This is a genomic window from Halostagnicola kamekurae (genome assembly GCF_900116205.1).
Lineage (GTDB): Archaea > Halobacteriota > Halobacteria > Halobacteriales > Natrialbaceae > Halostagnicola > Halostagnicola kamekurae.
On sequence record NZ_FOZS01000002.1, the window covers coordinates 373,963 to 395,464 of the forward strand.

Here is a 21,502-nt window from a genome sequence, read left to right on the forward strand (position 1 = left end):
GTCCGCGCGAGCGACCACCTGCAACCTACATCCCTGTCGGCGTGGTCCGTTCTCGAGATGTCCGCAAGCGGCCTCTCGACGCCCCTCGCGTTTCTCGTCGCAGTCTCCGCCGTCGCGCTCGCGCTCGTCCACCTCTTCGTGGGTCGACTCGCGCTCGCGGACCGCGTTCCTCGCAGTCGGTGGCTCTCGTTCGCGGGCGGGGTCTCCATCGCGTACGTCTTCGTCCACATCATTCCGGAGATCCACCAGGCGGTGCTGACGGTCGCCGGCTGGGATCCCGTCGTCTCGTTCGCCGAGGCCCACGTCTACCTAATCGTGCTCGTCGGGTTCGTCGTCTTCTATGGCCTCGAGCAGTACGTCCGCCAGTCGAACGTCGCGGCTCTTCGGTACGGCCTCGAGCCGAGCACGGGCGTCTTCTGGATCCACGTGGGCTCGTTCGCCGCGTACAACGGGCTCATCGGCTACCTGCTGGTTCACCGCGAGAGCCCCGGCGTCGCGGGCCTGGCGACGTTCGCCGTCGCGATGGCGCTTCACTTCGCCGTGAACGACTCCGGGCTTCGATCCCACCACGGCCGGCTCTACCACGATTACGGGCGCTGGATGCTGGCTGCGGCGGTGCTCCTCGGCTCCGCTGTCGGATTCGCGGTGGAGATCACCGAACCGCTCGTCTCGGTGCTCTTTGCCTTCCTCGCTGGCGGGATCATCCTCAACGTCATCAAAGAGGAACTGCCGGCCGAACGCGAAAGTCGGTTCTGGGCGTTCGCGCTCGGTGCGGCGGGGTACGCCGCGGTCCTGCTGTTCGTCTGAACGCCACAGTCCTGCTGTTCGTCTGGACGGCGTCCTGTTTCGCCTCGCCGTCACCGCTTCGGTCCGATTTTCCGGAGGCCATCGCCGTTCCCCTCGTTTCGGAACTCGAGCGGTCGCCGCGAACACTCGAGCGTTCCCCCGTCGTTCCGCCCGAACGCGGCGAACCCGTCCCTATCGGAAATCCGGAATCCGCGTTCCGCCGCTTATGGGCCGGCCGGTCGACCGTTCGGGTATGTCACGACTCGAGTTCGAACCCGGACTGGCGTGCTGTCGAGTGCCGTCGGCGCGGTCGCCGATCCTCCACGAACTGGTCTGTTCGCGGCTCGCGGAAACCGCCGGCACCGCCTACTGGATCGACGCGGGAAACGTTGCCTCGACGCGGGCGCTGTACGACTGCGCCTCGAGTCCTCGCGTCCTCGACTCGCTTCGCATCGCGCGGTCGTTTACGGCCTACCAGCACCACTCGATCGTCCGCCGCGTCGTCGAGGAGGCGACGCCGAGAACGTCGGTCATCGTCGCGCCGAACGTCGTCGGCCGGTATCGCGACGACGACGTCCCCGCCTGGGAACGCGAGGAACTGCTCGCGGCGAGCCTCGAGACGCTGGCCGAACTCGGACGGGCGCTCGAGGTTCCGGTGCTGATCACGGTGGCGAGCGATTCGGCCGAGGAGCGGGTCGCCGAGCACGCGGACCACCGCGTCGAGTGCGTCCGGACGCGGGAGGGCGTTCGCCTCGAGGGCGACGGCGCGGAGACGATGGGCTACTGGCAGGGGGCCTACTGGCAGACGACGATCCCCTACTGGGTCGACTGCTGCGGCGTCGCCGACCGGATCGATCCCGTCGTCGCGGCGGCCGACCGCGGGCTGTTCGACGCGGCTCCAGAACCCGGCGGATCGAGCGGCGGATCACCCTGGACCCCCGGAACGGAGGCGTCGGGCTGATGGGCCGGACGAACCCGACCTATCGCGACGCGGTCTCGAGTCTCGAGTCAGAGTGGGGACCGATGCGGCGCGCGCTCCGGCGGGAGTACCAGGGCGACTTCGACCGCCTGTTCGAGCGCGCCCGCGGGTTCGCCGACGCGGCGGGCCACGCGAACGCGACCGACCCCGAACGCGCGCTCGTGCTGTCGGTGTTGCTCGCCCACGAGGTGGAGCTTCGACAGGTGCGCGGCCGGCTCGAGGAGACGGAAGCGAAACTCGAGGACGCCGAGGGTCGGCTCGAGAAAATCGAGGCGAGACTCGCAGAAACCGGTTCCGGGCTCGAGGAATACGCGACGACCGGTCCGGAGGACGGTCGCTCGTGACCGGCCCCTACACCTTCGAGTTCGAGGACGGACTCGTCCGCGAGTGGCGACTCACCGAGGACGGGGCGACGTTTCGGGAGGTCGAACGCTACCGCCCGTCGCTTTTCGTCTCGGCACCCGACCTCTCGAGTCTCGAGCAGCGCCTGCGATCGGATCCGAAGGTTTCGGGGACGACGCGAGAGCGGTGGGCCGCCGACCTCCACGAGAGCCACGTCGACGAGCGAACGGAGCTGCTGCGGGTCAGCGTCGAGCGCGTCGACGAAATTCGAACGCTGGCTCGCGAGATTCGCGGGGGTGACGAGCGCGAGCGGTACGCGCCCGGCGCGATTCGGCTGTACGACGTCGACCTCGACCCGGGCTTTCGGTACTGTCTCGACAACGGAATCGACCCGACGCCCGAGCGCGGCTCTCCGGCGATTCGGGGCCCCGATCGCGGGCTTCGAACCCTCGAGATCGAGATTGACGAGCCGGGACTGGCCGACGAGGACGTCTCCGAGTTGCGACTCGACGGCGAGCGCGTCACCGGCGACCCCGCGGACGTCTGCTGGTCGATCGGCCGCCGACTCGATCGAGTCGATCCGGACGTGCTCGTCCTGAGCCACGGCGACCTCGTGCCCGTCCTCGAGTCGGCGGCCGCGCGTGCGGGACTCGAGGAGTTCCACCTGGGGCGGCTCCCCGGCTGGCGTCGAATTGCGGGCGCGAACACCTACGAGAGCTACGGCGCGGTCGGTCACTCGCCGGCCCGGTACCGCGTTCCCGGACGGGCCATCGTCGACAGGTCCAACAGCTTCCTCTGGCACCAGTCCGGACTCCCGGGATTGCTGTACATGGTCGAAAAGACCGGCAGACCGCTACAGGAGGTCGCCGGCGGGAGCATCGGCACGCTGTTGACCTCGAGACAGATCCGGCTCGCGCGAAACGAGCACGACGTGCTCGCGCCCCAGAACAAGTGGGAGCCCGAGGAGTTCAAGGACGTCTCGACGCTCCACGCCGGCGACCGCGGCGGGTTCACGTTCTCGCCGGAGGTCGGCTTTCACGAGGACGTCCACGAGATCGACTTCGCGTCGCTGTACCCGCGGATCATCTGCCGGCGAAACGTCAGCCCCGAGACGATCGGCTGCGACCGCGATCACGGATCCGGCGGCAGCGACGCGTCGCCGCTCGACTCCGCACGAGACGACGCAGCCACCGTCCCGGAACTCGAGTACGACCGCTGTTCGAAACCGGGCTTCCTCCCGGAGGTTCTCATGCCGCTGCTCGATGACCGCGCCGAGATCAAACGGCAACTCGAGTCCGATTCGCTCGCGGACGAGGCGGCGAGGCGGCTCCGGGCCGAGTCGGGCGCGATCAAGTGGGTGCTAGTGTCCTGTTTCGGCTACCAGGGGTATCGAAACGCCAAGTTCGGTCGCATCGAGTGCCACGAATCCATCAACGCCTACGCGCGGGATATCGCCCTGCGGGCGAAAACGCGACTCGAGGACGGCGGCTGGCACGTCGTCCACGGCATCGTCGACAGCCTCTGGGTGACCGCCCGTGAGGACGACCCGGAACCGCTCGAGGCAGTCATCGAGGACGTCTCGAGTTCGGTCGGGATCGACCTCGAGCACGACGGGCGCTACGAGTGGGTCTGTTTCGTTCCGCTTCGCGACTCGGGCGAGGGGGCGTCTGCCGGGGGAGATTCGGTGTCGCCCGTTAGCTCGAGTTCGCCCCCGAACTCACGCTCGAGGTCGACGCGGCCGGGCGCGCTCAACAAGTACTTCGGCAAGCGAACGGACGGGAACTACAAGTTCCGCGGGATCGAGACCCGACAGCGGAGCACGCCCGAGTACGTCGCCGAGAGCCAGCGCGAGTTCGTCACGGTCCTCGACCGCGAGCGCGACCCGGCGGCGGTCTGCGACGCGCTCGAGGCGCGGATCGGGCGACTCCGACGCGGCGCGGTCGACCCCGACCGACTCGTCCACACGAAACGCGTCTCGCGCCGGCTCGAGGAGTACAGCCAGCGCACCCGAACGGTCGCCGCCCTCGAGCGGTACGATCGCCACGGGGTCGACCGCCACCCCGGTCAGTCCGTCGAATACGTGGTGACCGACGACGACGCGGATGGCATAGAGCGCGTCCGCCTCGCGTTCGAGGATTGTCCGTCCGTCGACGTCGACTACTACTCGCGCCTGCTCGTCAGCGCCTGCGAGAGCGTCGTCTCGCCGCTGGGGTGGGATCGTCGCCGGATTCGCGAACACCTTCGGGACGGACGGACGGTTCGACTCTCGACGTTCGCATCGTCGAAATGAGTGGCTCGCATCGTCGGAACGAGGGTCGCGGTGGCGGAACGCGGAGACCGTGACGGCGCTGTCCGACGATCAACTGAAACCGATTTTCTGTCAGCCTAACGGGTCGAGCGCTACATTTACACTGCTCGACCCTCTCTTTCAATCCATTCTACTATGGCGACCTCCGATCACCATCGGGCTGCTCTGCGATCTCGCACTCGACAGCAGGAGGCCGTCGCTGCGCTCGGGCAGCGGGCCCTCGAGACCGACGACGTCGACGAGCTGTTGTGCGAGGGAGCCGAAGTAGTCGCGGAGACGCTTCCGGCCGACTGCTGTGGGGTTTTCGAGTCGATCGCCGGAGACGAGTTGTGCCTGCGGGCGGGCCACGGCTGGGAGTCGGGGTCCGTCGGGACCGCAGCGATCCCGACGGACGACGAGTCCGACGGGACGCCCGACCTGCTGTCTGCGCTGCCGGTCGCCGTCGCGGAGCTCGCGGCCGATCCCCGGTTCGACGGCGCGGAACTGTTCGACGCGCACGAACTCGAGAGCGGGCTCTGCGTTGGAATCGGCCCGGCGGACGATCTGTGGGGCGTTCTGGGCGCGTACACGGCGGAGCGACGGGAGTTCGACGACCACGAGGAGGCGTTCCTCCGATCCGTCGGGAACGTCCTCGCGTCTGCCATCGACACCGGACGAGCGAAACGGTCGCTGCGGGACGCGGAGACGCTCACCGACCGCATCGTCGAGACGAGTCCGGTCGGGATCACCGTCATCGACGACGACGGCCGGAACGTCTTCGCGAACAGCCGCGGGGAAGAACTCCTCGGTCGCCCCCTCGAGACGCTTCGATCCTACGATCACGACGACGATCGGTGGAACCTCGTCGACGCAACCGGCGATCCGCTCTCGGGTGACGACATGCCGTTTTCGCGGGTCGAGGAGACGGGCGAGTCCGTCCACGGCGAGCGGTTGGGGATCGACCACCCCGACGGAACGCGGGTGTGGTTGTCGGCACACTGCGCACCGCTGACCGACGACGACGGCGAGTTCGACGGCGCAGTGTACGCGCTCGAAGACGTCACCGAGCGCACGCGCCTCGAGCACGAACTCGAGACGACTCTCGATCGGGTCACCGACGCCTTCTACTCGCTCGACGACGACTGGCGGTTCACGTACCTCAACGACCGCGCCGAGGAACTGATCGACTTTCACGATCGGGGGCTGGTCGGCGAGACGATCTGGGAAGCCTTCGAGTGGACTGCCGATTCGACGTTGCGCGCGGAGTACGAGCGAGCGATGGCGACCCAGGAGCCAACGTCGTTCGAGTTCTACTACCCGGACCCGCTCGAGCGCTGGTTCGAGATCAACGTCTATCCGTCCGAGACGGGGTTGTCGGTCTACTTTCAGGACATCTCCGAGCAGAAGGATATCGAACGAGAACGCACGCAGAACACCGAAACGCTGCATCGGCTGTACTCGATTGCATCGGATCAACACCGATCGTTCGACGAGAAGGTCGATCAGATGCTCGAGATCGGGCGCGAACGGCTCGGCCTCGAGGTCGGCTATCTGGCGAAGACCGATCTGGAGGCGGATCGCTTCGAGGTGACACACGCCAGCGGCGAGAGCGACAACATCTATCCGGGATCGGTCGCGCCGCTGTCGGAGACGTACTGTCAGCGGACGATCGAAGCCGATGGATTGTTCGGATTCGCCGACATTTCGACGATTGGCGCGACCGACACGGTCGACGATCGGATCTACGATCGGTGGAACCTGGATTGTTATCTCGGCGGCGAAGTGATCGTCGACGACGAGCGGTACGGGACGCTCTGTTTCGAAGATACGTCGCCGCGCTCCGCGCCGTTTACGCAGACCGAAGAGACGTTCGTCGAACTCATCACCCAGTGGGTGAGCTACGAACTCGGCCGCCAGCGCCGTGAAAAACACCTCCAGCGATACGTTCGATACATCGACGCCGTGCTCGATACGATCGACGACGTGTTCTGTATCATCGACGGGGGCGGCCAGCTTCGACGCTGGAACGAGACGCTTCCCGAGATAACAGGGTATTCGCCGGCCGAACTCGAGTCGGTTCACGTCTCGACGTTCTTCGCGCTCGCAGACGATACCGTCGAACGCGCGATCGAACAGGGTTTCGAAACGGGCCAGATCCGAACCGAAGCGCCGCTTCGAACGCGAGACGGCGAGACGCTCGAGTACGAGTTCGTCGTCTCGGCCCTCGAGACGCCCGAGGGGGAGACGGTGCTCGCCGGCATCGGGCGGGACATCTCGCGGCGGAAAGCCCGCGAGCGCGCACTCGAGGAGAGCGAGCGCCGATACCGGATCCTCGTCGAGCAGTTCCCGAACGGCGCGGTCGCGTTGTTCGACGAGGAGCTGCGCTACACGCTCGTCGGCGGGCAGTCGGTTCACCCGGTCGACACCACCGTCGACGATATCGTCGGCGCGACGCTCTGGGAGCGGTACCCGGCGGCGCTCGCGACGGAACTCGAGCCGCACTTTCGGGCCGCCCTGGAGGGGGAACGACGGTCGTTCGACTTCGAGTACCTCGATTCGCACTGGCACGCACACACGCTTCCGATCAGCGACGAGGACGGGACGGTGTTCGCCGGCATGATGATGGTACAGGACATCACCGAACGGGTTCGTTCCAAGCGCAAACTCGAGGAGCTCGTCGACGAACTCGAGGAATCGAACGAACGCTTAGAGCAGTTCGCGTACGCCGCATCGCACGACCTGCAGGAACCCCTCCGGATGGTCTCGAGCTATCTCACGCTCGTCGAGCGCCGGTACGGCGACGTTCTCGGCGAAGAGGGAACGGAGTTCATCGACTTCGCAGTCGACGGCGCGGACCGGATGCAGGAGATGATCGACGGACTGCTCGCGTACTCGCGGGTCGATACCGGCGGGAATCCGTTCGAACCGGTCGACTGCGAGCGGCTCCTCGAGGACGTGTTAGCCGACCTCGAGATGAAGATAGACGAGACCGACGCTGAGATCACCGTCGAATCGCTCCCGACCGTCCACGGCGACCCGGGACAGCTGCGACAGCTGTTTCAGAACCTCCTCGATAACGCGCTTACCTACGCCGGCGGGGAGTCGCCGCGTGTAACCGTCTTCGCCGAGCAGTCCCAGTCGTCGTGGACGATTTCGGTGCGCGATTCGGGAATCGGGATCGATCCGGCGGACGCCGACCGGATCTTCGAGGTGTTTAACAGACTTCACAGCGTCGAAGAGTACGCTGGGGCCGGAATCGGACTCGCGCTCTGCCAGCGAATCGCCGAGCGACACGACGGTCGAATCTGGGTCGATTCGAACGGCACGGACGGGTCCACGTTCTCAGTCCACCTCCCAGCACGGCTACAGCAATGACAAAGCGACCGACTTCCAGCGCCGAACCGGCTCGAATCCTGCTCGTCGAGGACAATCCCGGCGACGTTCGACTGACGAAAGAGGCGTTCAAACGCGGCCGGATCGAGATCGAACTCGAGGTCGTCTCCGACGGCGTCGACGCGCTCGAGTATCTTTCCCAGGAAGGCGAGTACGCGGACGCGCCGCGACCCGACCTCGTTCTGTTGGACCTCAATCTGCCTCGGATGAACGGCGAGGAGGTTCTCGAGGAGCTACAGGACGACCCGACCCTCCGGCGAATCCCGGTGATCGTCCTGACGAGTTCACAGGCCGAAGAGGATGTCATCGCGTCGTACGATCTGTCTGCGAACGCCTATCTCACGAAACCGGTCGATCCGGATGCGTTCATCGAGACCGTTCGAACGTTCGAGAAGTTCTGGTTTTCGATGGTCCGGTTGCCGCCGGAGGACGATTCACAGTGACCAGCACGAATCCCCACGAGCGCGCGGAGGGCCGCGACTCCGACCCGGTGAACCGGCAGACGGTGACGGACGCGAGCGAGGCCGACGCCGATCAGGCGATCCACGTCCTGCTGATCGAGGACAACCCCGGCGACGCGCGGTTGATCCGCGAAATGCTCCGCGAGTCCGAGGAACTCACCCAGCGATTCGACCTGGAGGAGCGGGCGGGCGACCGGCCGACGATCACCTGCGAGTCGCGCCTCGAGGACGGCCTCGAGACCCTCGAGACGACGCGAATCGACGTCGTCTTGCTCGATCTGAACCTGCCGGATAGCCACGGGCTCGAGACGCTCGAGGCGGTCCACGAGACGGCCGAATCGGTGCCGATCGTCGTGTTGACCGGCGTTCGCGATCAGGAGATCGGCGTTCGGGCGATCCAACGCGGCGCGCAGGACTTCCTCGTCAAAGACGAAGTCACGACCCCGCTTCTGGTTCGGACGATCTACCACGCGATCGAGCGCGCCCGACAGCGCCGCGAACGCCGGCGACGCCGACGGCAGATGGAGTCGCTCAACCGGCTGAACCGGATCGCCCACGATACGACCCACGCGGTTATCACGAGCGACACGCGGCGGGAGCTCGAACAGCAGGTCTGCGATCGCCTCGCCGACTCCGACGCCTACCAGTTCGCCTGGATCGGCGGCCTGAATCCGGGCAGCGACGAGGTCACGCCGCGCGCGAAAGCGGGTTCTGACGCGGAGTACCTCGAGCGGATCACGGTCACCGCCGGCGACGACGAGTTCGCGCAGGGCCCCGGCGGAAGCGCGCTCGAGTCACAGGAAGTCCAGATCACCGCCGACGTGCGGACCGATCCCGACTTCAAACCGTGGCGTGAGGTCGCACTGGAGTACGGCTATCGCTCCGTCGCCTCGGTTCCGATCAGCCACGAGGAGCTCGTCTACGGCGTCCTACTCGTGTATTCGACGGCAGTCAACGCGTTCTCCGGCCCTGAACGCGACGTGCTCTCTCGAATGGGCGACGTCATCGGGCACGCGATCACAGCGATCGAGCGCCGGGAAGCGCTCGTCAGCGACGCCGTCGTCGAACTCGAGTTCCAGATCGACGACCTCGCGGACCCGCTCGTCGACCTCTCGACGGAAGCGTCGGTAACGATCCGGTTCAATCGGCTGATCTGGGAGGGAGAAACGCTGCTGGCGTACGGCTCGGCCGAGGGCGTCTCGCAGGACGCGTTTGCGGATGCGATCGATCGAACGACGCGGTTCGACGACGTTCGATTCCTCACGAAGGGCGACGATCAGTTCCAGTTCGAACTGGTCGCCCCCGTCGTCGATTCCCTGTTCGAGACCATCGCGACCCACGGCGGCCGGATCTCGTCCGTGACGATCGACGACGGCGAGTTCCGATTCGTAGTACAACTCCCGCAGGGTCGCGACACCCGCCGCATCGTCGAACTCGTCCGAGACAGTCACGAGGGCATCAGCTACCTGTCCCAGCGATCCTACGATCAGCGCGAAACGGACGAGTTGGGCGCACAGTCCGTGCTCGAAAAGAGCCTCACGGAGAAACAACGCGTCGCGCTCGAGACGGCTTACGCGGCCGGTTACTTCGACTGGCCACGGGGCAGCACTGGCGAGGAAATCGCCGAGCGACTCGATATCTCCCCGGCGACGCTCAACCAGCACTTGCGGACCGCGGAGCGAAAATTCTTCGAGTCGATGTTCGAATCCGCGGGCGAGGACGACTCGTAGCCGCCGATCTGCGCTCCCAACCAGCCACAGTGGCGCCAGCTACTTACAGTCGCCAAAATAGTGAAAACCGAAGCCTCGACGCTCACGCCCGGCGGGGTTCGCCCGCGGGAGCGCTCGCCTCGTCGCCGCGTCGACCGGAGATGGCGACGGCGGCCATCGAGATACCGGTGAGCAGGAGGCTCACGCCAACGATCAGGCCGATGGCCCAGGCGGCGTCGCCGGGGAAACCGGCCCAGAGCAGCGCCGCCAGCACGAGCGAGATCGCGCCGCTCGCGCCGATCGTCGCGCGGCCCGGTTCGCCGGCCATGCGGGTCGCCATCCAGAGTTCGGCGATCCCGTCGACCACCAGGTACGCGACGAGCAGGAGCGTCAAGCTCACGAGCGCGACGACCGGGTTCGCGAGGACGAACAACCCGGCGACGAGACTCACGACGCCGACCGCGAGTTGCCATGCAGAGCCCTTCCAGCCGCGGGTCGTCACCGAGTGCGCACCGTGGACGATCCCGCTCACGATGAGCACCGCCCCCAGTACAACGGTAATCGAGAGGCCGGTTACGACCGGCAACGCGATCGCAAAGAGGCCGAGAAGCCCGATAACGCCGCCGGCGAGTGCGAGCGTGCGCCATCCGCGCTCGAGGGAGTATCCGGGAGTCGATTCGTCTGTGGTCGTGGTAGAACTCATTGTCTTACACCGACAGTAGATACGACTCGAGAGTAGATATAGAGGCATTCGTTATTTGATAGTATTTCCGGGAGATGGACCGGTCTGGGATCGTGACCGACGATGTTGGGGTTCTAGATCTATCCGTTTTCAGGCTATATTTTTCGAGAAACGAACGAAAGCGAAATCGGACCGTCGCGCGACCACGGATCACATCGACCTCGAGAACACGACACTCATCTGACAAACTCTCCCAGACGTGAGCGGTACGTATCCTTCTTCTCGAGCGTCCAGTGTCCGATGATTGCGCCGATCCTCCCGACGAGAGCGGAGAGCAAAACGACGAGTAGCATGAAACAGATGAGCATGATCCCCTGCAGCCCGCTAAACCAGAGCGGCTGGTTCAACCCGGAAATGAACGCGAGGAGATCGACGAGCGGCCAGAGTTCCGCGAGCGACCCAACAACCCCAGTTCGTGCGCCAACTCGGCGCGCCTTCAGATCGGTGGTGTAGGCGAGCGATCCACCGATCGCGCCAGCGAGAAACACGGGAACGAAGTTGCGCGTGAAGTCCGGGAACGATTGCCAGTAAGACGCAATCGTGAACGGAATCGAGGCGAGTCCGAGGACGATTGCCAGTCGCCACTCCGGATCGAGGCGTCCCTTCGGGCGGTTCCAGAGACGAATCATACCGACTTCTTGTGTATTGATATACATATAACCGCCCGTTTCGTTTCCAGTCGGTGTCTTCGGACGGGTACCGTGCCAGCAGACGCTGCCGACCGATCGAGCTATCGCTCTTCGACGTGACGGATTTCCGCACCGATGCCGCGCGTGCTCTCGACCATCTCCGTCCCGAACATCTCGGCGCGGCCGACGGCGAAGGCCTTCGGGCCCTCGACGACGACCTCGTCGCCCACGCGAATGTCCTCGTCGGCGTCGACGATCCCCGGCGCGAGCACGCTGCCGTGGGGGACGAAGTCGTCGATCTCGACCCGTTTGACCGGCGCGTCGCTGTCGACCCACTGCTTTGCGCCCTCGAGCGTGAACGAGAGGGTGCCGTAGTTGGGAACCATGGTCGCGAGCTGGGTCTCCTCGTCGTCGCGGACCTGGATCTTGGGGTATCTGCTGGTCGTCTGAATGTCGGGAAAGAGGTCGTCGCCGGCGCCGTCGCCGAGCAGGTAGTCGGCGATGGCCCGGACCGTGTTGTGCTCGCGCTCGCGCTTGCTGTACTTGAGTTCGCCGGACAGCTCGCTCGAGAGCGCGGCGATTGACTCCTCGTCGGTCGGGTGTGCGCCCTTCCCAACGGTGTAGGCGACGTCCAGGTCGAGCGAGTCCTCGACGCGCTCGACGATGTCGCGATAGCCCTCGTCGGGCACGTGGGCGACGACCCGTGGGTACTCGTTGCGCTCGAGGTAGCGCTCGAGGACCGACGCGACGAACCGTTTTTCGTCCTCGGTCCAGCGGCCGGTGACGACGCTGTCGTAGTGTTGGGCCGGGTAGGTCGTCTCGAGTTCCTGGGGAACGACGCCGATGGGCGAGGTCATCGACACCTGGTGGGCCCGCCACTGGATCGCGTCGTGGAACCGGCCGTGGCTCTTGGACTCGCTGTAGGGTTTTTTCGCCGAACACGGGGTGAGCACGAGCGGGTTCTCGAACCGATTCCGGTACCGCGTCGTCACGCGGTCGGCGAAGCGCTGGATCTCCACCCGCCGGATCGTATCGCCCGTCGCGGCGTCGAGGTCAGCCTCCCGGAGGATCGGCGTTCGCTCCTCTAAGTACGCCCACTGGTCGTCGAGTTCGCGCATCGCCGCGGTGAGCCACTGATCGTGGCGCGCCTGCCCCTCGATGTAGTCCCGCAGTCGGCCGTCCCGAATACGCTGGCGAACGATCGAGAGTTCGGCCTCGAGGGCGGCGACGTTGTGCTCGACGCAGTCCTCGCGGTCGAACGCGTCGATATCGGTTTCCTCGCTCAGCGGACTCGGGAGCTCTTCTAAGTCCTCGAGGTAGTACTCGCCCTCGCTCGTGAGGTACTTGCCCTGCGTTCCCTTGACGATCGCTCTCGAGGCGTCGAACGCGTCGACGCCGGCGTAGGCCAGCAGGGCGACGTTTCGGGGCGTCGCGACGCCGGAGAAAATCAGGGCGGTGTCGGCCGGGATCGTCTCGCGGACGGCGACGACGGTCTCGACGAGCGCCGCGCCGTGGCCGATCGCCGACCGGGCGTTGGAGACGACGTACGCGTCGGCTCCTGACGCCGGATCGTCCGGTCCGGGGATATCGTGGAACCCGACGCTCTCGCTCGAGACGACGGCGGCGCTCGGGAACTCGACGTCCGGGTACTCGACGGCGAACGACTCCTGGACCGCCTCGTCGGTCCCGCCCGGAAACCCGCGGTGGGGCAGGACGGTGAGGACGTCGTCGTCTCCCTCGGGCATCGCGCGGTCCGCGGCCCACAGCGAGCCGGCGTCCTCGAGGACGTCGTCGACGAGTCCGGGGGTGCGAACGGGCTCGGAGAGCCGGAGTTCTCCGAGACGCGCGGCCCCGTCGCGCGCGTGAATCTCGAAATAGTCGGTCATACACTGACTGGGTACCGGAGCGCGAAAGAGACTGTCGATACCGGTTTCGCGCCCGCTAGGTCGCTCGAGGCGTTCGAGTGACTGCGGACGGAATCGCGGTGGGCCAGCCGAGCCCGGACGGTATTGCATCCGAGCCGGTCGAACCGGACGCGGACGGATCCGAGGCAGACGAGTCGACCGACGGCGCGACGCTGTGGCGGTCGACGCTGGCTGGATCCCATCCGACCGAGGGAACCGCCACGCTCCGCGCTCGAGGGAACACCGCTCTCGAGCGGCCGCCGAGTTCGACCCCCTCGCGATTCTCGCGGAACGTCTCGAGACGTGAACGCTTAACAGCGAAGCACACGGAGGTAGGGCCATGCAACGAGGTGCCTGTCGTGGTTAGTCGGACCGAGGCTGGACGGCTCGCGATCGTCGGCGGCGGCGCGGTGGCGTTCGCCCTCGTCGGTTATTTCGTGTTCGTCGATTTCTCGACCTCGCTGGCGGACCTGCTCGGGATACTGCTGGCGCTCGCGGTCGCCACCGTCGGAGTCCGGATCGCCGGCAACGTCGCGGGTTCGATGTTTCCGGGCTACAACGTCGCCGAAGTCGCCGTCGACGGCCCGATCAGCCGCGACGGCGGTGGCAGATCGCTGCCCTCGAGTCCGGGCTCGACGCCGGCCGACGACATCGTCGACCAGATCGACCGGGCGGACGAGGACGGCAACGTCGAGGCGCTGTTGGTGAAGCTGAACACCCCCGGCGGCGAGGTCGTCCCGAGCGACGACATCAGGCTCGCGGCCGAGCGCTTCGACGGGCCGACGATCGCGTACACGACCGATCTGTGCGCCAGCGGCGGCTACTGGATCGCCAGCGGCTGTGACGAACTCTGGGCTCGAGACGCGAGCATCGTCGGCTCGATCGGCGTCATCGGCTCCCGGGTCAACGCGAGCGGGCTGGCCGACAAAGTGGGGCTCTCCTACGAGCGCTTCGCCGCGGGGGACTTCAAAGACGCCGGCACGCCGCTCAAGGAGATGGACGAGGAGGAACGGGAGTACCTCCAGAGCCTGATCGACGACTACTACGAGACGTTCGTCGAGCGGGTGAGCGACGGTCGCGACCTCGACGCCGAGTTGATCCGCGAGACGGAAGCGCGGATCTACCTCGGCGAGGACGCCCACGAGATGGGTCTCGTCGACGAACTCGGCACGAGGCGGGATCTCGAGGAAGACCTCGCGGATCGGCTGGCGGTCGACGAGGTGGCGGTCGAATCGTTCGAGCCGCCCAAGCCGCTGATGCGACGGGTCGGAAGCGGCGCTCGCGGAGTCGCCTACGCGTTCGGCGCGGGGATTTCGGGCCTCGCCGAGGACCGGGGCTTTCGGCTCCGGAGCTGAGCCGGCCCGGTCCTCGAGGGCGTTTTTTCGGCGCGGCTCGTCTCGCGAACGGACAGCCGAGTGCGTGGTTTTATCGTAACAGGGCGTCGAACGTCTACCGTGACTACGCTGGTCATCTGTCTCGACCGGACCGACGACGTCGGCCGCCGGACCGGCCTCCAGTCCCCGATCGTCGGCTGGGAGGCAGTGCGCGCGCTCGTGACGGACGTCGGGCTCGCAGACCCCGAGGACTCCGGCGTCAACTGTTTGCTCGAGTCACTGCGGGTCGCCCAGGACCTCCGCGACGCAGACGAAGAGACCGTCGTGGCGGTCGTCTCGGGCGAGCGCGAGTCGATGGTCTCGGCGGATCGAGCCGTCGCGCGCCAGCTCGACGACCTCATCGCCGACCACGATCCGGACTCGGCGGTGGTCGTCATCGACAGCGCCGAGGACGAGCGGCTGGTTCCGATCGTCGAGAGCCGCGTGCAGGTCGACTCGGTCGACCGGGTCGTCGTCCGACAGGCTCGAGACATCGAGTCGACGTACTACCTGCTCAAGCAGTTCCTCGCCGACGAGGAGTTGCGCCAGACGGTGCTGGTCCCCATCGGGCTCACCCTGCTCGTGTTCCCGATGCTCGCGACCGCCTTCGGGCCGGCGGAAGGGGCCGCCGCGATCACGACCGTCATCGGCCTGTTCTTGCTGTACAAGGGGTTCAACATCGACGACCTCGTGACCGGGTTCGCCCACCAGGTCAAAGAGTCGCTGTACACCGGTCAGGTGTCGGTCGTCACCTACGTCGTCGCGGCGGGGCTGACCTTCGTCGGCGTCTTCGTCGGCGCGCTCGGCGTGTCCGGCCTCGAGGAGACCCAGAGCGGGGAGGTGTTGATCCCGGCCGCGGTGTTCGCCTTCGAGGGCGTTCCATGGCTGGCGACGGCGGCGCTGACCGCGAGCGCGGGGCGCCTGCTCGACGAGATCATCAGCGACCGGCCCGTGCGGGCCTCGTACCTCAATCTCCCCTTTATCGTCGTCGCGATCAGCTTCGTCGTCCGGGGCTTTTCGGCGTACTTCCTCGAGACCCAGGGCCAGATCGGCCCGCTGACCGTTCCCACCCTCGACCTGGGCTGGCGGACGATAACGAGCTTCCAGACGACCGCGGGCGAGCGCCTCGCGGTGTTCGTCCTGTTCGGGATCCTCGTGAGCCTTCTCGGCGTTCGCGTCGCCGCCTCGTTCAGCGAGTCGACGGCGGACTCGACGACCGACGCCGATCGATCCGACGGCGGGCAGGCGGCCGACGCCGACCTCCCCGATCCCGGCTCCGAGTCGGAGCTTACTGACGGCGGCGCGCGGTCGCCCCGGGCGAGCGACGACGGACCGGAATCGCCCGACGACGGCTCAAGCACCCGCACGCGAGATCGAAACGCGACCGACGGCCGCGATGGGCCGGACCGCTCCTAACACCGCCGTCGCGCACTCGGCACCCATTTACCCGCGGCGACGTACACTCGAGCATGACCGATCGAGTAGGCGCGTGGCTCAGTCTCTTTTCGGGCGGCAAAGACTCCTCGTGGGCGCTGTATCAGGCGCTCGAGCGTGGCCTCCCCGTCGAGCGGCTGGTGACCGTCCATCCGGCGGGCGACTCGTACATGTACCACGTCCCCGAGACCGGCCTCGCGACGCTCGCGGCCGAGAGCGTCGGGATCCCGCTGGTCGACGTCGAACCGGACGATTTCGACGCCGACGCGGTCGCGGACTCGAGCGCGCAGGGAGACGACGAACTCGAACCGCTCGAACTCGCACTCGAGGAACTCGCGACCGATCTCGACGGCGGAATCGCAGGCCTGACCGCGGGAGCGGTCGAGAGCGAGTACCAGACGAGCCGCATCGAAGGGATGTGCGAGCGACTCGAGTGTGACCTGTTCGCGCCGCTGTGGCGCGAAGAGCCCCGAGAGCTCGCGGACGCGATGCTCGAGGCGGGGTTCGAAATCGTGATCGTCCAGGTCGCAGCCCACGGCCTCGATGAGTCCTGGCTCGGACGCACGCTCGATGCTGCCGCGCTTTCCGACCTCGAGGACCTCAACGACGAGTACGGCGTCCACCTGCTCGGAGAGGGCGGCGAGTTCGAGACGCTGGTCGTCGACGCCCCGCACATGGACCGGCGGATCGACCTCGAGTACGATCGCGAGTGGGACGGCACCCGCGGCCGGATTCGCGTCACCGAGGCGAGTCTCGAGTAGGGGCGCTTGAGCGGTGGTATAGAAATTCGGCTCAGGAATCGAGCACGAGGGGTTCGTACCACTCTCGGTTCTCTCGATACCAGTCGACGAACTGGTCGACGCCGTCGCGGATGGCCGTCGAGGGCTCGTAGTCGATCAGTTCGTCGGCCTTCGAGACGTCGGCGTGGGTGTGGCGCGCGTCGGCCTCTTTCGCGTCGGTGTACTCGAGGTCCACGTCCGCACCCGTGTGATCGATCACGTGTTCTGCGAGCGCTTCGATTGTGATCGTTCCCGTCGAGCCGATGTTCATCACCTCGCCGTCGGCGACGCTCGTCTCGAGTAAGGAGAGGTTCGCGTCGACGACGTCGTCGATGTACGTGAAGTCCCGCGTTTGCTGGCCGTCGCCGTAGATGACCGGCGGGCGACCGTTGAGACACCGGGAGGTGAAGTTCGTGATCGCCATGTTGGGACGCATCCGCGGTCCGTAGACCGTGAAGTAGCGCAGCGATACGGTGTTGACGTCGTAGAGATCGTTCCAGACGCGGCAGTAGTGTTCCGCTGTGAGCTTCGTGACGCCGTAGGGGCTCTGCGGGACGTTCTGGTGGTCCTCGTCGTAGGGGAGGTAGTCGACTTCGCCGTAGACCGACGACGACGAGGCGTTGACTACCCGCTCGACGCCGTGTTCGTCCGCCGCGATCAGCAGGTTGAGCAGGCCGCCGGTGTTGATCTCGTGGGGCTTTTTCGGATTTTCGACGCTCGTTCTGACCCCCGCCTGTGCGGCCTGATGGTAGACGAACTCGACGTCGTTGCTCGAGACGACCTCCCGAACGAGCGCTTCGTCGGTGATTGAGCCCTCAACGAAAGTGAACCGATCGCCGCCTTCTTCGTGGCACAGCTTGAGGTTTCGCTCTTTGATTGCCGTGTTGTAGTACGGGTCCAGTACGTCGAGGACGACGACGTGGTGCCCCTCCGCGAGCAGTCGGTGGGCGATGTGAGAGCCGATAAAGCCCGCGCCACCGGTGACGAGAACGTTCATACCGACCTAGATGCGAAGCGGTGGTTAGTCGCTTACGGACCGTTCCAGCTATTGAGTGGTAATAGATCAGAGCACAGAAGAGACGTTTTGGGTAAGTGGCTGCCGCTCTCGACACATTCTGCGATCTCAGTCGGTGGTCTCGGCGACGACGTCGGGTTCTTCTGTAATCCGCTCTTCGGCTCGCTCCCGGTCCTCGGGGTAGCCCACGTCGATCCGCCAGCCGTCCATTCGGAGCGCGTCGATAGTGCGTCCGGACTGGATCAGCAAGTCGATCGCGTCCGGCAGTTCGTACTCGCCGCGGTCGGAGGGCTGGACCAGATGACAGGCGTGGAAGATCGCCGGGGTGAACGTGTAGAAGCCGGTCATCACGAGGTTCGATGGTGGGTCGTCGGGCTTTTCCACGACTTCGACGACCTCGCCGTACTCGTTTGTGTCGAGGACGCCGTAGCGGGAGGCCTCCTCCCAGGGCACCTCCTCGACGAGGAACGCGGCGTCGGCGCGGTCCTCGCGCTGGCGGTTGATCACGTCGCCTAAGTTCCCGCGGAAGATATTGTCCCCGAGCATCAAGACGAAGTCGTCGTCGATGTGGGGTTCGGCCTGGAGGATCGCGTGGGCCAGCCCCAGCTGCTCGCGCTGGTGGGCGTAGGTGATCGGCACGCCCCGGTACTCGTCGCCGTAGCGCTCGATGATCTTCTCTTTCATGTAGCCGACGACGACGACGAACTCGTCGACGCCGATCTCGAGGAGGTTGTCGAAGACGTCCTCGATGAGCGGTTTGTCGTCGACCTCCACGAGAACCTTCGGTTTGTCTTCCGTCAGCGGCCGAAGGCGCGTGCCTTTGCCTGCGGCGAGCACGACAGATTGCATACCCCGAATGTTCCGCCGGTGGGACAAATAGTTTGTGAGAGATCGGGGTCGAACCCGGTCCCGGCGGTGCCGCTCGATTCTTTCCGGCGGGTCTCCGTGGCATTTCAGCCAGAAAGTATTTCTCTCAGCTCTCGCACTCACTCGATATATGAGTGCCAGTCTCGAGCAGACGCGAACCGAAACGGACGCCCTCGAACAGCTCGCCTCGAGCAGGTGCCAGTACTGCGCGGATGGAACGCTCGTCCTCGAGTCGTATCGAGGGAACGATGCTGCGGTCTGTGAGACGTGTGGAACGCCCGCGATGCAAGTTTGGGGCGGTTCTCGTCAGTAACTCGAGGCGATCTCTCGAGGTATTTTTCTGTTTAATAGAATTTTGATTAGTGGACTGCTTTTCGGTGAGCGAACGACGGCGGCGAGCGCTACGGTTCGAGCATCGTCGTCGTTCCGACGCCAAACCTCCATTCCGTCGCCGTTCGAAAGGATCTCTCGAGTGATCTCGACCTCGGCGCGGATCTCGAGCGCCTGTTCGCGTAGTCGGGTCGCGGTGTCGTCCTCGAGGTCGTCGTGTTCTGCGCGTGCGAGTGAGTGCCGTGCGAGTCGGTCGATCGCCTCGACTCGAGTGCGGGGTGTGAGACCGATAGTAGTTGGTGTCTGATCTTCATTCACATTATCCCATGTTCTCATTTCGGGCCGTCCAGTGGAGGAATTGCTCTCCTGTGATTCGTTTGGTGGTATTGTTGTTTTCTGTATGAGTAAAACCTCGATCAATAGTTGTTTATCTTGGAATTATTGATCATGTCCTGTATTTGAGTTATATCTCTCAATCATGGTGCGATTCGGTGCAGTTAATCGACTTTCAGAGGAGTTCGGGGGTATGCGGCCCCGCGTATCGTGGATGAAGGAAGTTGATGATGCGATTCTCGAGTACCTACAGGAGCTAGAGACCGATACGGGCCATCGGATCTCGTTTCCTCCAACCACAGTCTGGTACAATCCCGTCGAAGACCTCGGTGTCCTCGATCGGAGTCAAAATACGTTGTCTCGCCGTATGAACGTCCTCAGTGACGCATCCCTGCTCGAGAAGACCGACGAAAAACGAGGCTACTACCGGATCACGGACAAAGGGATCGCGTATTTAGAAGCGGAACTATATGTGGCTGACCTCGAGAAGGACCATTGACCTCGGTTTGATTGCTCTCGAACAATGTCTTCCCGTAATTTAACGAATTCTACCACCTCGTTCCTTCAAACTCTAATTTGAATAGTGACTACGTCACGTTGGCAAGGTTTCAAGAGGCGATTTTGAAGTTGATCGGTCACCGACTTCCAGAATCGAATATCCTTCTTGTCGTCAGTTGTGCGCCAGTGGGATATCGAATGGTACGTTCCGATTGACAGTAGTCCGAAACTGCGACGAAATCACCAGTAGCGTCGCAAAGTACACGCTAGCACCGACCCCGACTAGCAATACGACCGTCGCAGCATTGTGTCCGAGTACGGTGTGTGTGTTTTCGAACTGAAGTCCTGCGTAGACGATTACGCCCATGATGATGGCTGCAAACCATTGGTTGGCGATTTCAGCGTACGGAATCGTATACTCAACGAGCGATTTGAGGTAGCAGTGGGCTACGACGAGGCTAACTGCTACCGACAACACCGTTGCAACGGCCGCGCCGATCCATCCGTACAAATAGATCAGGGCGACGTTGAGCGAGAGGTTGACGACGACAAACAAGGCGTTGGCGCGGAACGAAAGGTCTGGGCGGTCGATAGCATTGAGTGTATTGAGGAGTTGCTTCTGGTAGGCACGAACTAGCGCAGAGATTATCAATATCCCAAGGACGGCCGTTCCCTGAGTAAACTCATCACCGTATATTCTGAGGATTCGCTCGCCGAGAATTAGCCCACCAATCAGTCCAGGGATCAACAGAAGACCGGCGTACGAGAGCGCGTCCTCGAGAAGGTTAGCAATAGATTGTGAGTCTTCGTTCACTGATTGTTTGCTCATCTCGGGGAAGAGCGTGGTACTGATAGAGCCACTAAAAAGGATAAGGAACATTGCGATATTCCATGCGATCGAGTAGATGCCAATCAACGCCGATGGAACGAAAAAGCCCAACACGACGACATCGGTGTAGTTGAACATCCGAGACTCGAGATTCCCAAGCCAGGCGAACTTAGCGTAGTTGAACAGACTCCGATAGTGGTACTTTTGAGGAAGTTGGATTTTTTTAAAGCGACTGAACGCGTACATACCCCCGAGTGCGGTGACGAGTACTAAACCCGCGATGTGTCCTATGAACAGTCCGGCGACCCCAAGTCCGGCTGCTACGGCACCGATCTGTAACAAACTCTGGCCACCAATTTTTATCGGCGACAAAACTCCTTCCAAATGCACGAGGTGGAGTCCTGTTAGCAACGAGGTGACTATCGACCACGAGAGGGTAACGAAGAGGATGAGAACTACGTATCCCGTGGCGGGGTGGCCTAGATAGTCGTTAACGTATGGACGAAACAAAAGGAGGCTAGTCAAGAGAATTATGAATAACACCGCAATGAGCGTGATTCCTGCAGTAGCGTACTGTTCTCGTTCTTCTCCCTCGCTCACTCGCTTCGTGATCGCTCCTGATATTCCGATCTTCCCAGCGATTGCTAGCCACGATACCACCCCGATGACGAGATTGTAGATCCCCAGCGGCTCGGCACCCAATAATCGGGCGAAGTAGATCGTCGCTATGAACCCGAACAAGGAGGCGAAAATCCTAGAAACGAAGTAAACAACAGAGGTTTGGCCAATCTTCATAGGTCAATCATATGATA

General features: G+C 64.2%; 19 protein-coding genes. 12 read left to right on the forward strand and 7 right to left on the reverse strand.

Going from position 1 to position 21,502, the window contains the following annotated elements; translation table 11 throughout:
• Positions 1-57 precede the first annotated feature (57 nt).
• The 7 genes from BM348_RS09750 to BM348_RS09780 all read left to right on the forward strand — a co-directional run bounded on the left by BM348_RS09750 (position 58) and on the right by BM348_RS09780 (position 9,978).
• Positions 58-807: a hypothetical protein gene (locus BM348_RS09750; RefSeq protein WP_092904419.1), complete on the forward strand. Its 750-nt coding sequence runs from the start codon at positions 58-60 to the stop codon at positions 805-807.
• 232 nt (positions 808-1,039) lie between these two features.
• Entirely contained in the window at positions 1,040-1,747 is a 708-nt protein-coding gene (locus BM348_RS09755) for a hypothetical protein (protein ID WP_139231176.1), read from the forward strand.
• On the forward strand, positions 1,747-2,109 hold the full coding sequence (locus BM348_RS09760) for a hypothetical protein (protein WP_092904424.1): 363 nt from the start codon (positions 1,747-1,749) through the stop codon (positions 2,107-2,109). Before BM348_RS09755 ends, BM348_RS09760 begins: the two co-directional genes overlap by 1 nt.
• Positions 2,106-4,397: a DNA polymerase domain-containing protein gene (locus BM348_RS09765; RefSeq protein WP_092904426.1), complete on the forward strand. Its 2,292-nt coding sequence runs from the start codon at positions 2,106-2,108 to the stop codon at positions 4,395-4,397. Before BM348_RS09760 ends, BM348_RS09765 begins: the two co-directional genes overlap by 4 nt.
• A 153-nt stretch (positions 4,398-4,550) precedes the next feature.
• The gene (locus tag BM348_RS09770; protein WP_092904428.1) at positions 4,551-7,769 is read left to right on the forward strand and encodes a PAS domain-containing protein; all 3,219 of its coding nucleotides are present in this window, start codon (positions 4,551-4,553) and stop codon (positions 7,767-7,769) included.
• The gene (locus BM348_RS09775) at positions 7,766-8,230 is read left to right on the forward strand and encodes a response regulator (protein WP_092904430.1); all 465 of its coding nucleotides are present in this window, start codon (positions 7,766-7,768) and stop codon (positions 8,228-8,230) included. Before BM348_RS09770 ends, BM348_RS09775 begins: the two co-directional genes overlap by 4 nt.
• A gap of 47 nt (positions 8,231-8,277) precedes the next feature.
• Positions 8,278-9,978, forward strand: coding sequence for a bacterio-opsin activator domain-containing protein (locus tag BM348_RS09780; RefSeq protein ID WP_245779457.1), 1,701 nt, complete (start codon positions 8,278-8,280; stop codon positions 9,976-9,978).
• 82 nt (positions 9,979-10,060) lie between these two features.
• On the opposite strand, the gene BM348_RS09785 is transcribed toward BM348_RS09780, so the two are convergent.
• From BM348_RS09785 to arcS, 3 genes are all read right to left on the reverse strand, one after another.
• Positions 10,061-10,660 carry an HdeD family acid-resistance protein gene (locus BM348_RS09785; protein WP_092904433.1) on the reverse strand — a complete coding sequence of 200 codons (600 nt, stop codon included), beginning with the start codon at positions 10,658-10,660 and terminating at the stop codon, positions 10,061-10,063.
• A 215-nt stretch (positions 10,661-10,875) separates the two neighbouring features.
• Positions 10,876-11,328 (reverse strand): DUF5518 domain-containing protein, encoded by a 453-nt coding sequence (locus tag BM348_RS09790; RefSeq protein ID WP_092905517.1) that lies wholly within the window; start codon positions 11,326-11,328, stop codon positions 10,876-10,878.
• Between the two features lie 101 nt (positions 11,329-11,429).
• Complete coding sequence (gene arcS, locus BM348_RS09795; protein ID WP_092904435.1) at positions 11,430-13,214, reverse strand: archaeosine synthase subunit alpha; 1,785 nt, start codon at positions 13,212-13,214, stop codon at positions 11,430-11,432.
• Positions 13,215-13,591: 377 nt separating this feature from the next.
• Between arcS and sppA the strand changes: the two genes are divergently transcribed.
• From sppA to BM348_RS09810, 3 genes are all read left to right on the forward strand, one after another.
• On the forward strand, positions 13,592-14,587 hold the full coding sequence (sppA, locus tag BM348_RS09800) for a signal peptide peptidase SppA (protein ID WP_092905519.1): 996 nt from the start codon (positions 13,592-13,594) through the stop codon (positions 14,585-14,587).
• A 99-nt stretch (positions 14,588-14,686) separates the two neighbouring features.
• Entirely contained in the window at positions 14,687-16,021 is a 1,335-nt protein-coding gene (locus tag BM348_RS09805; RefSeq protein ID WP_092904436.1) for a DUF373 family protein, read from the forward strand.
• A 53-nt stretch (positions 16,022-16,074) separates the two neighbouring features.
• Positions 16,075-16,800 carry a diphthine--ammonia ligase gene (locus BM348_RS09810; RefSeq protein WP_092904438.1) on the forward strand — a complete coding sequence of 242 codons (726 nt, stop codon included), beginning with the start codon at positions 16,075-16,077 and terminating at the stop codon, positions 16,798-16,800.
• A gap of 31 nt (positions 16,801-16,831) precedes the next feature.
• Here the strand turns inward: BM348_RS09810 and BM348_RS09815 are convergent, their stop codons facing one another.
• Both BM348_RS09815 and aglF read right to left on the reverse strand, forming a co-directional pair.
• A complete protein-coding gene (locus BM348_RS09815) occupies positions 16,832-17,815 on the reverse strand; it encodes an SDR family NAD(P)-dependent oxidoreductase (protein WP_092904440.1) in 984 nt (327 codons plus the stop codon).
• 126 nt (positions 17,816-17,941) lie between these two features.
• The gene (gene aglF, locus BM348_RS09820; protein WP_092904442.1) at positions 17,942-18,682 is read right to left on the reverse strand and encodes a UTP--glucose-1-phosphate uridylyltransferase AglF; all 741 of its coding nucleotides are present in this window, start codon (positions 18,680-18,682) and stop codon (positions 17,942-17,944) included.
• Between the two features lie 148 nt (positions 18,683-18,830).
• Here aglF and BM348_RS09825 point away from each other — a divergent pair, with 148 nt between their 5' ends.
• Positions 18,831-19,013, forward strand: a complete 183-nt coding sequence (locus BM348_RS09825; protein ID WP_092904443.1) for an HVO_A0556 family zinc finger protein — start codon at positions 18,831-18,833, stop codon at positions 19,011-19,013.
• Here BM348_RS09825 and BM348_RS09830 read toward each other — a convergent pair.
• The gene (locus tag BM348_RS09830) at positions 19,007-19,348 is read right to left on the reverse strand and encodes a hypothetical protein (RefSeq protein ID WP_092904445.1); all 342 of its coding nucleotides are present in this window, start codon (positions 19,346-19,348) and stop codon (positions 19,007-19,009) included. The genes BM348_RS09825 and BM348_RS09830 overlap by 7 nt on opposite strands.
• 208 nt (positions 19,349-19,556) lie before the next feature.
• Here BM348_RS09830 and BM348_RS09835 point away from each other — a divergent pair, with 208 nt between their 5' ends.
• Positions 19,557-19,862, forward strand: a complete 306-nt coding sequence (locus BM348_RS09835) for a transcriptional regulator (RefSeq protein ID WP_092904447.1) — start codon at positions 19,557-19,559, stop codon at positions 19,860-19,862.
• 171 nt (positions 19,863-20,033) lie between these two features.
• Here BM348_RS09835 and BM348_RS09840 read toward each other — a convergent pair whose 3' ends face one another.
• On the reverse strand, positions 20,034-21,485 hold the full coding sequence (locus BM348_RS09840; RefSeq protein ID WP_092904449.1) for an oligosaccharide flippase family protein: 1,452 nt from the start codon (positions 21,483-21,485) through the stop codon (positions 20,034-20,036).
• Between the last annotated feature and the right edge of the window lie 17 nt (positions 21,486-21,502).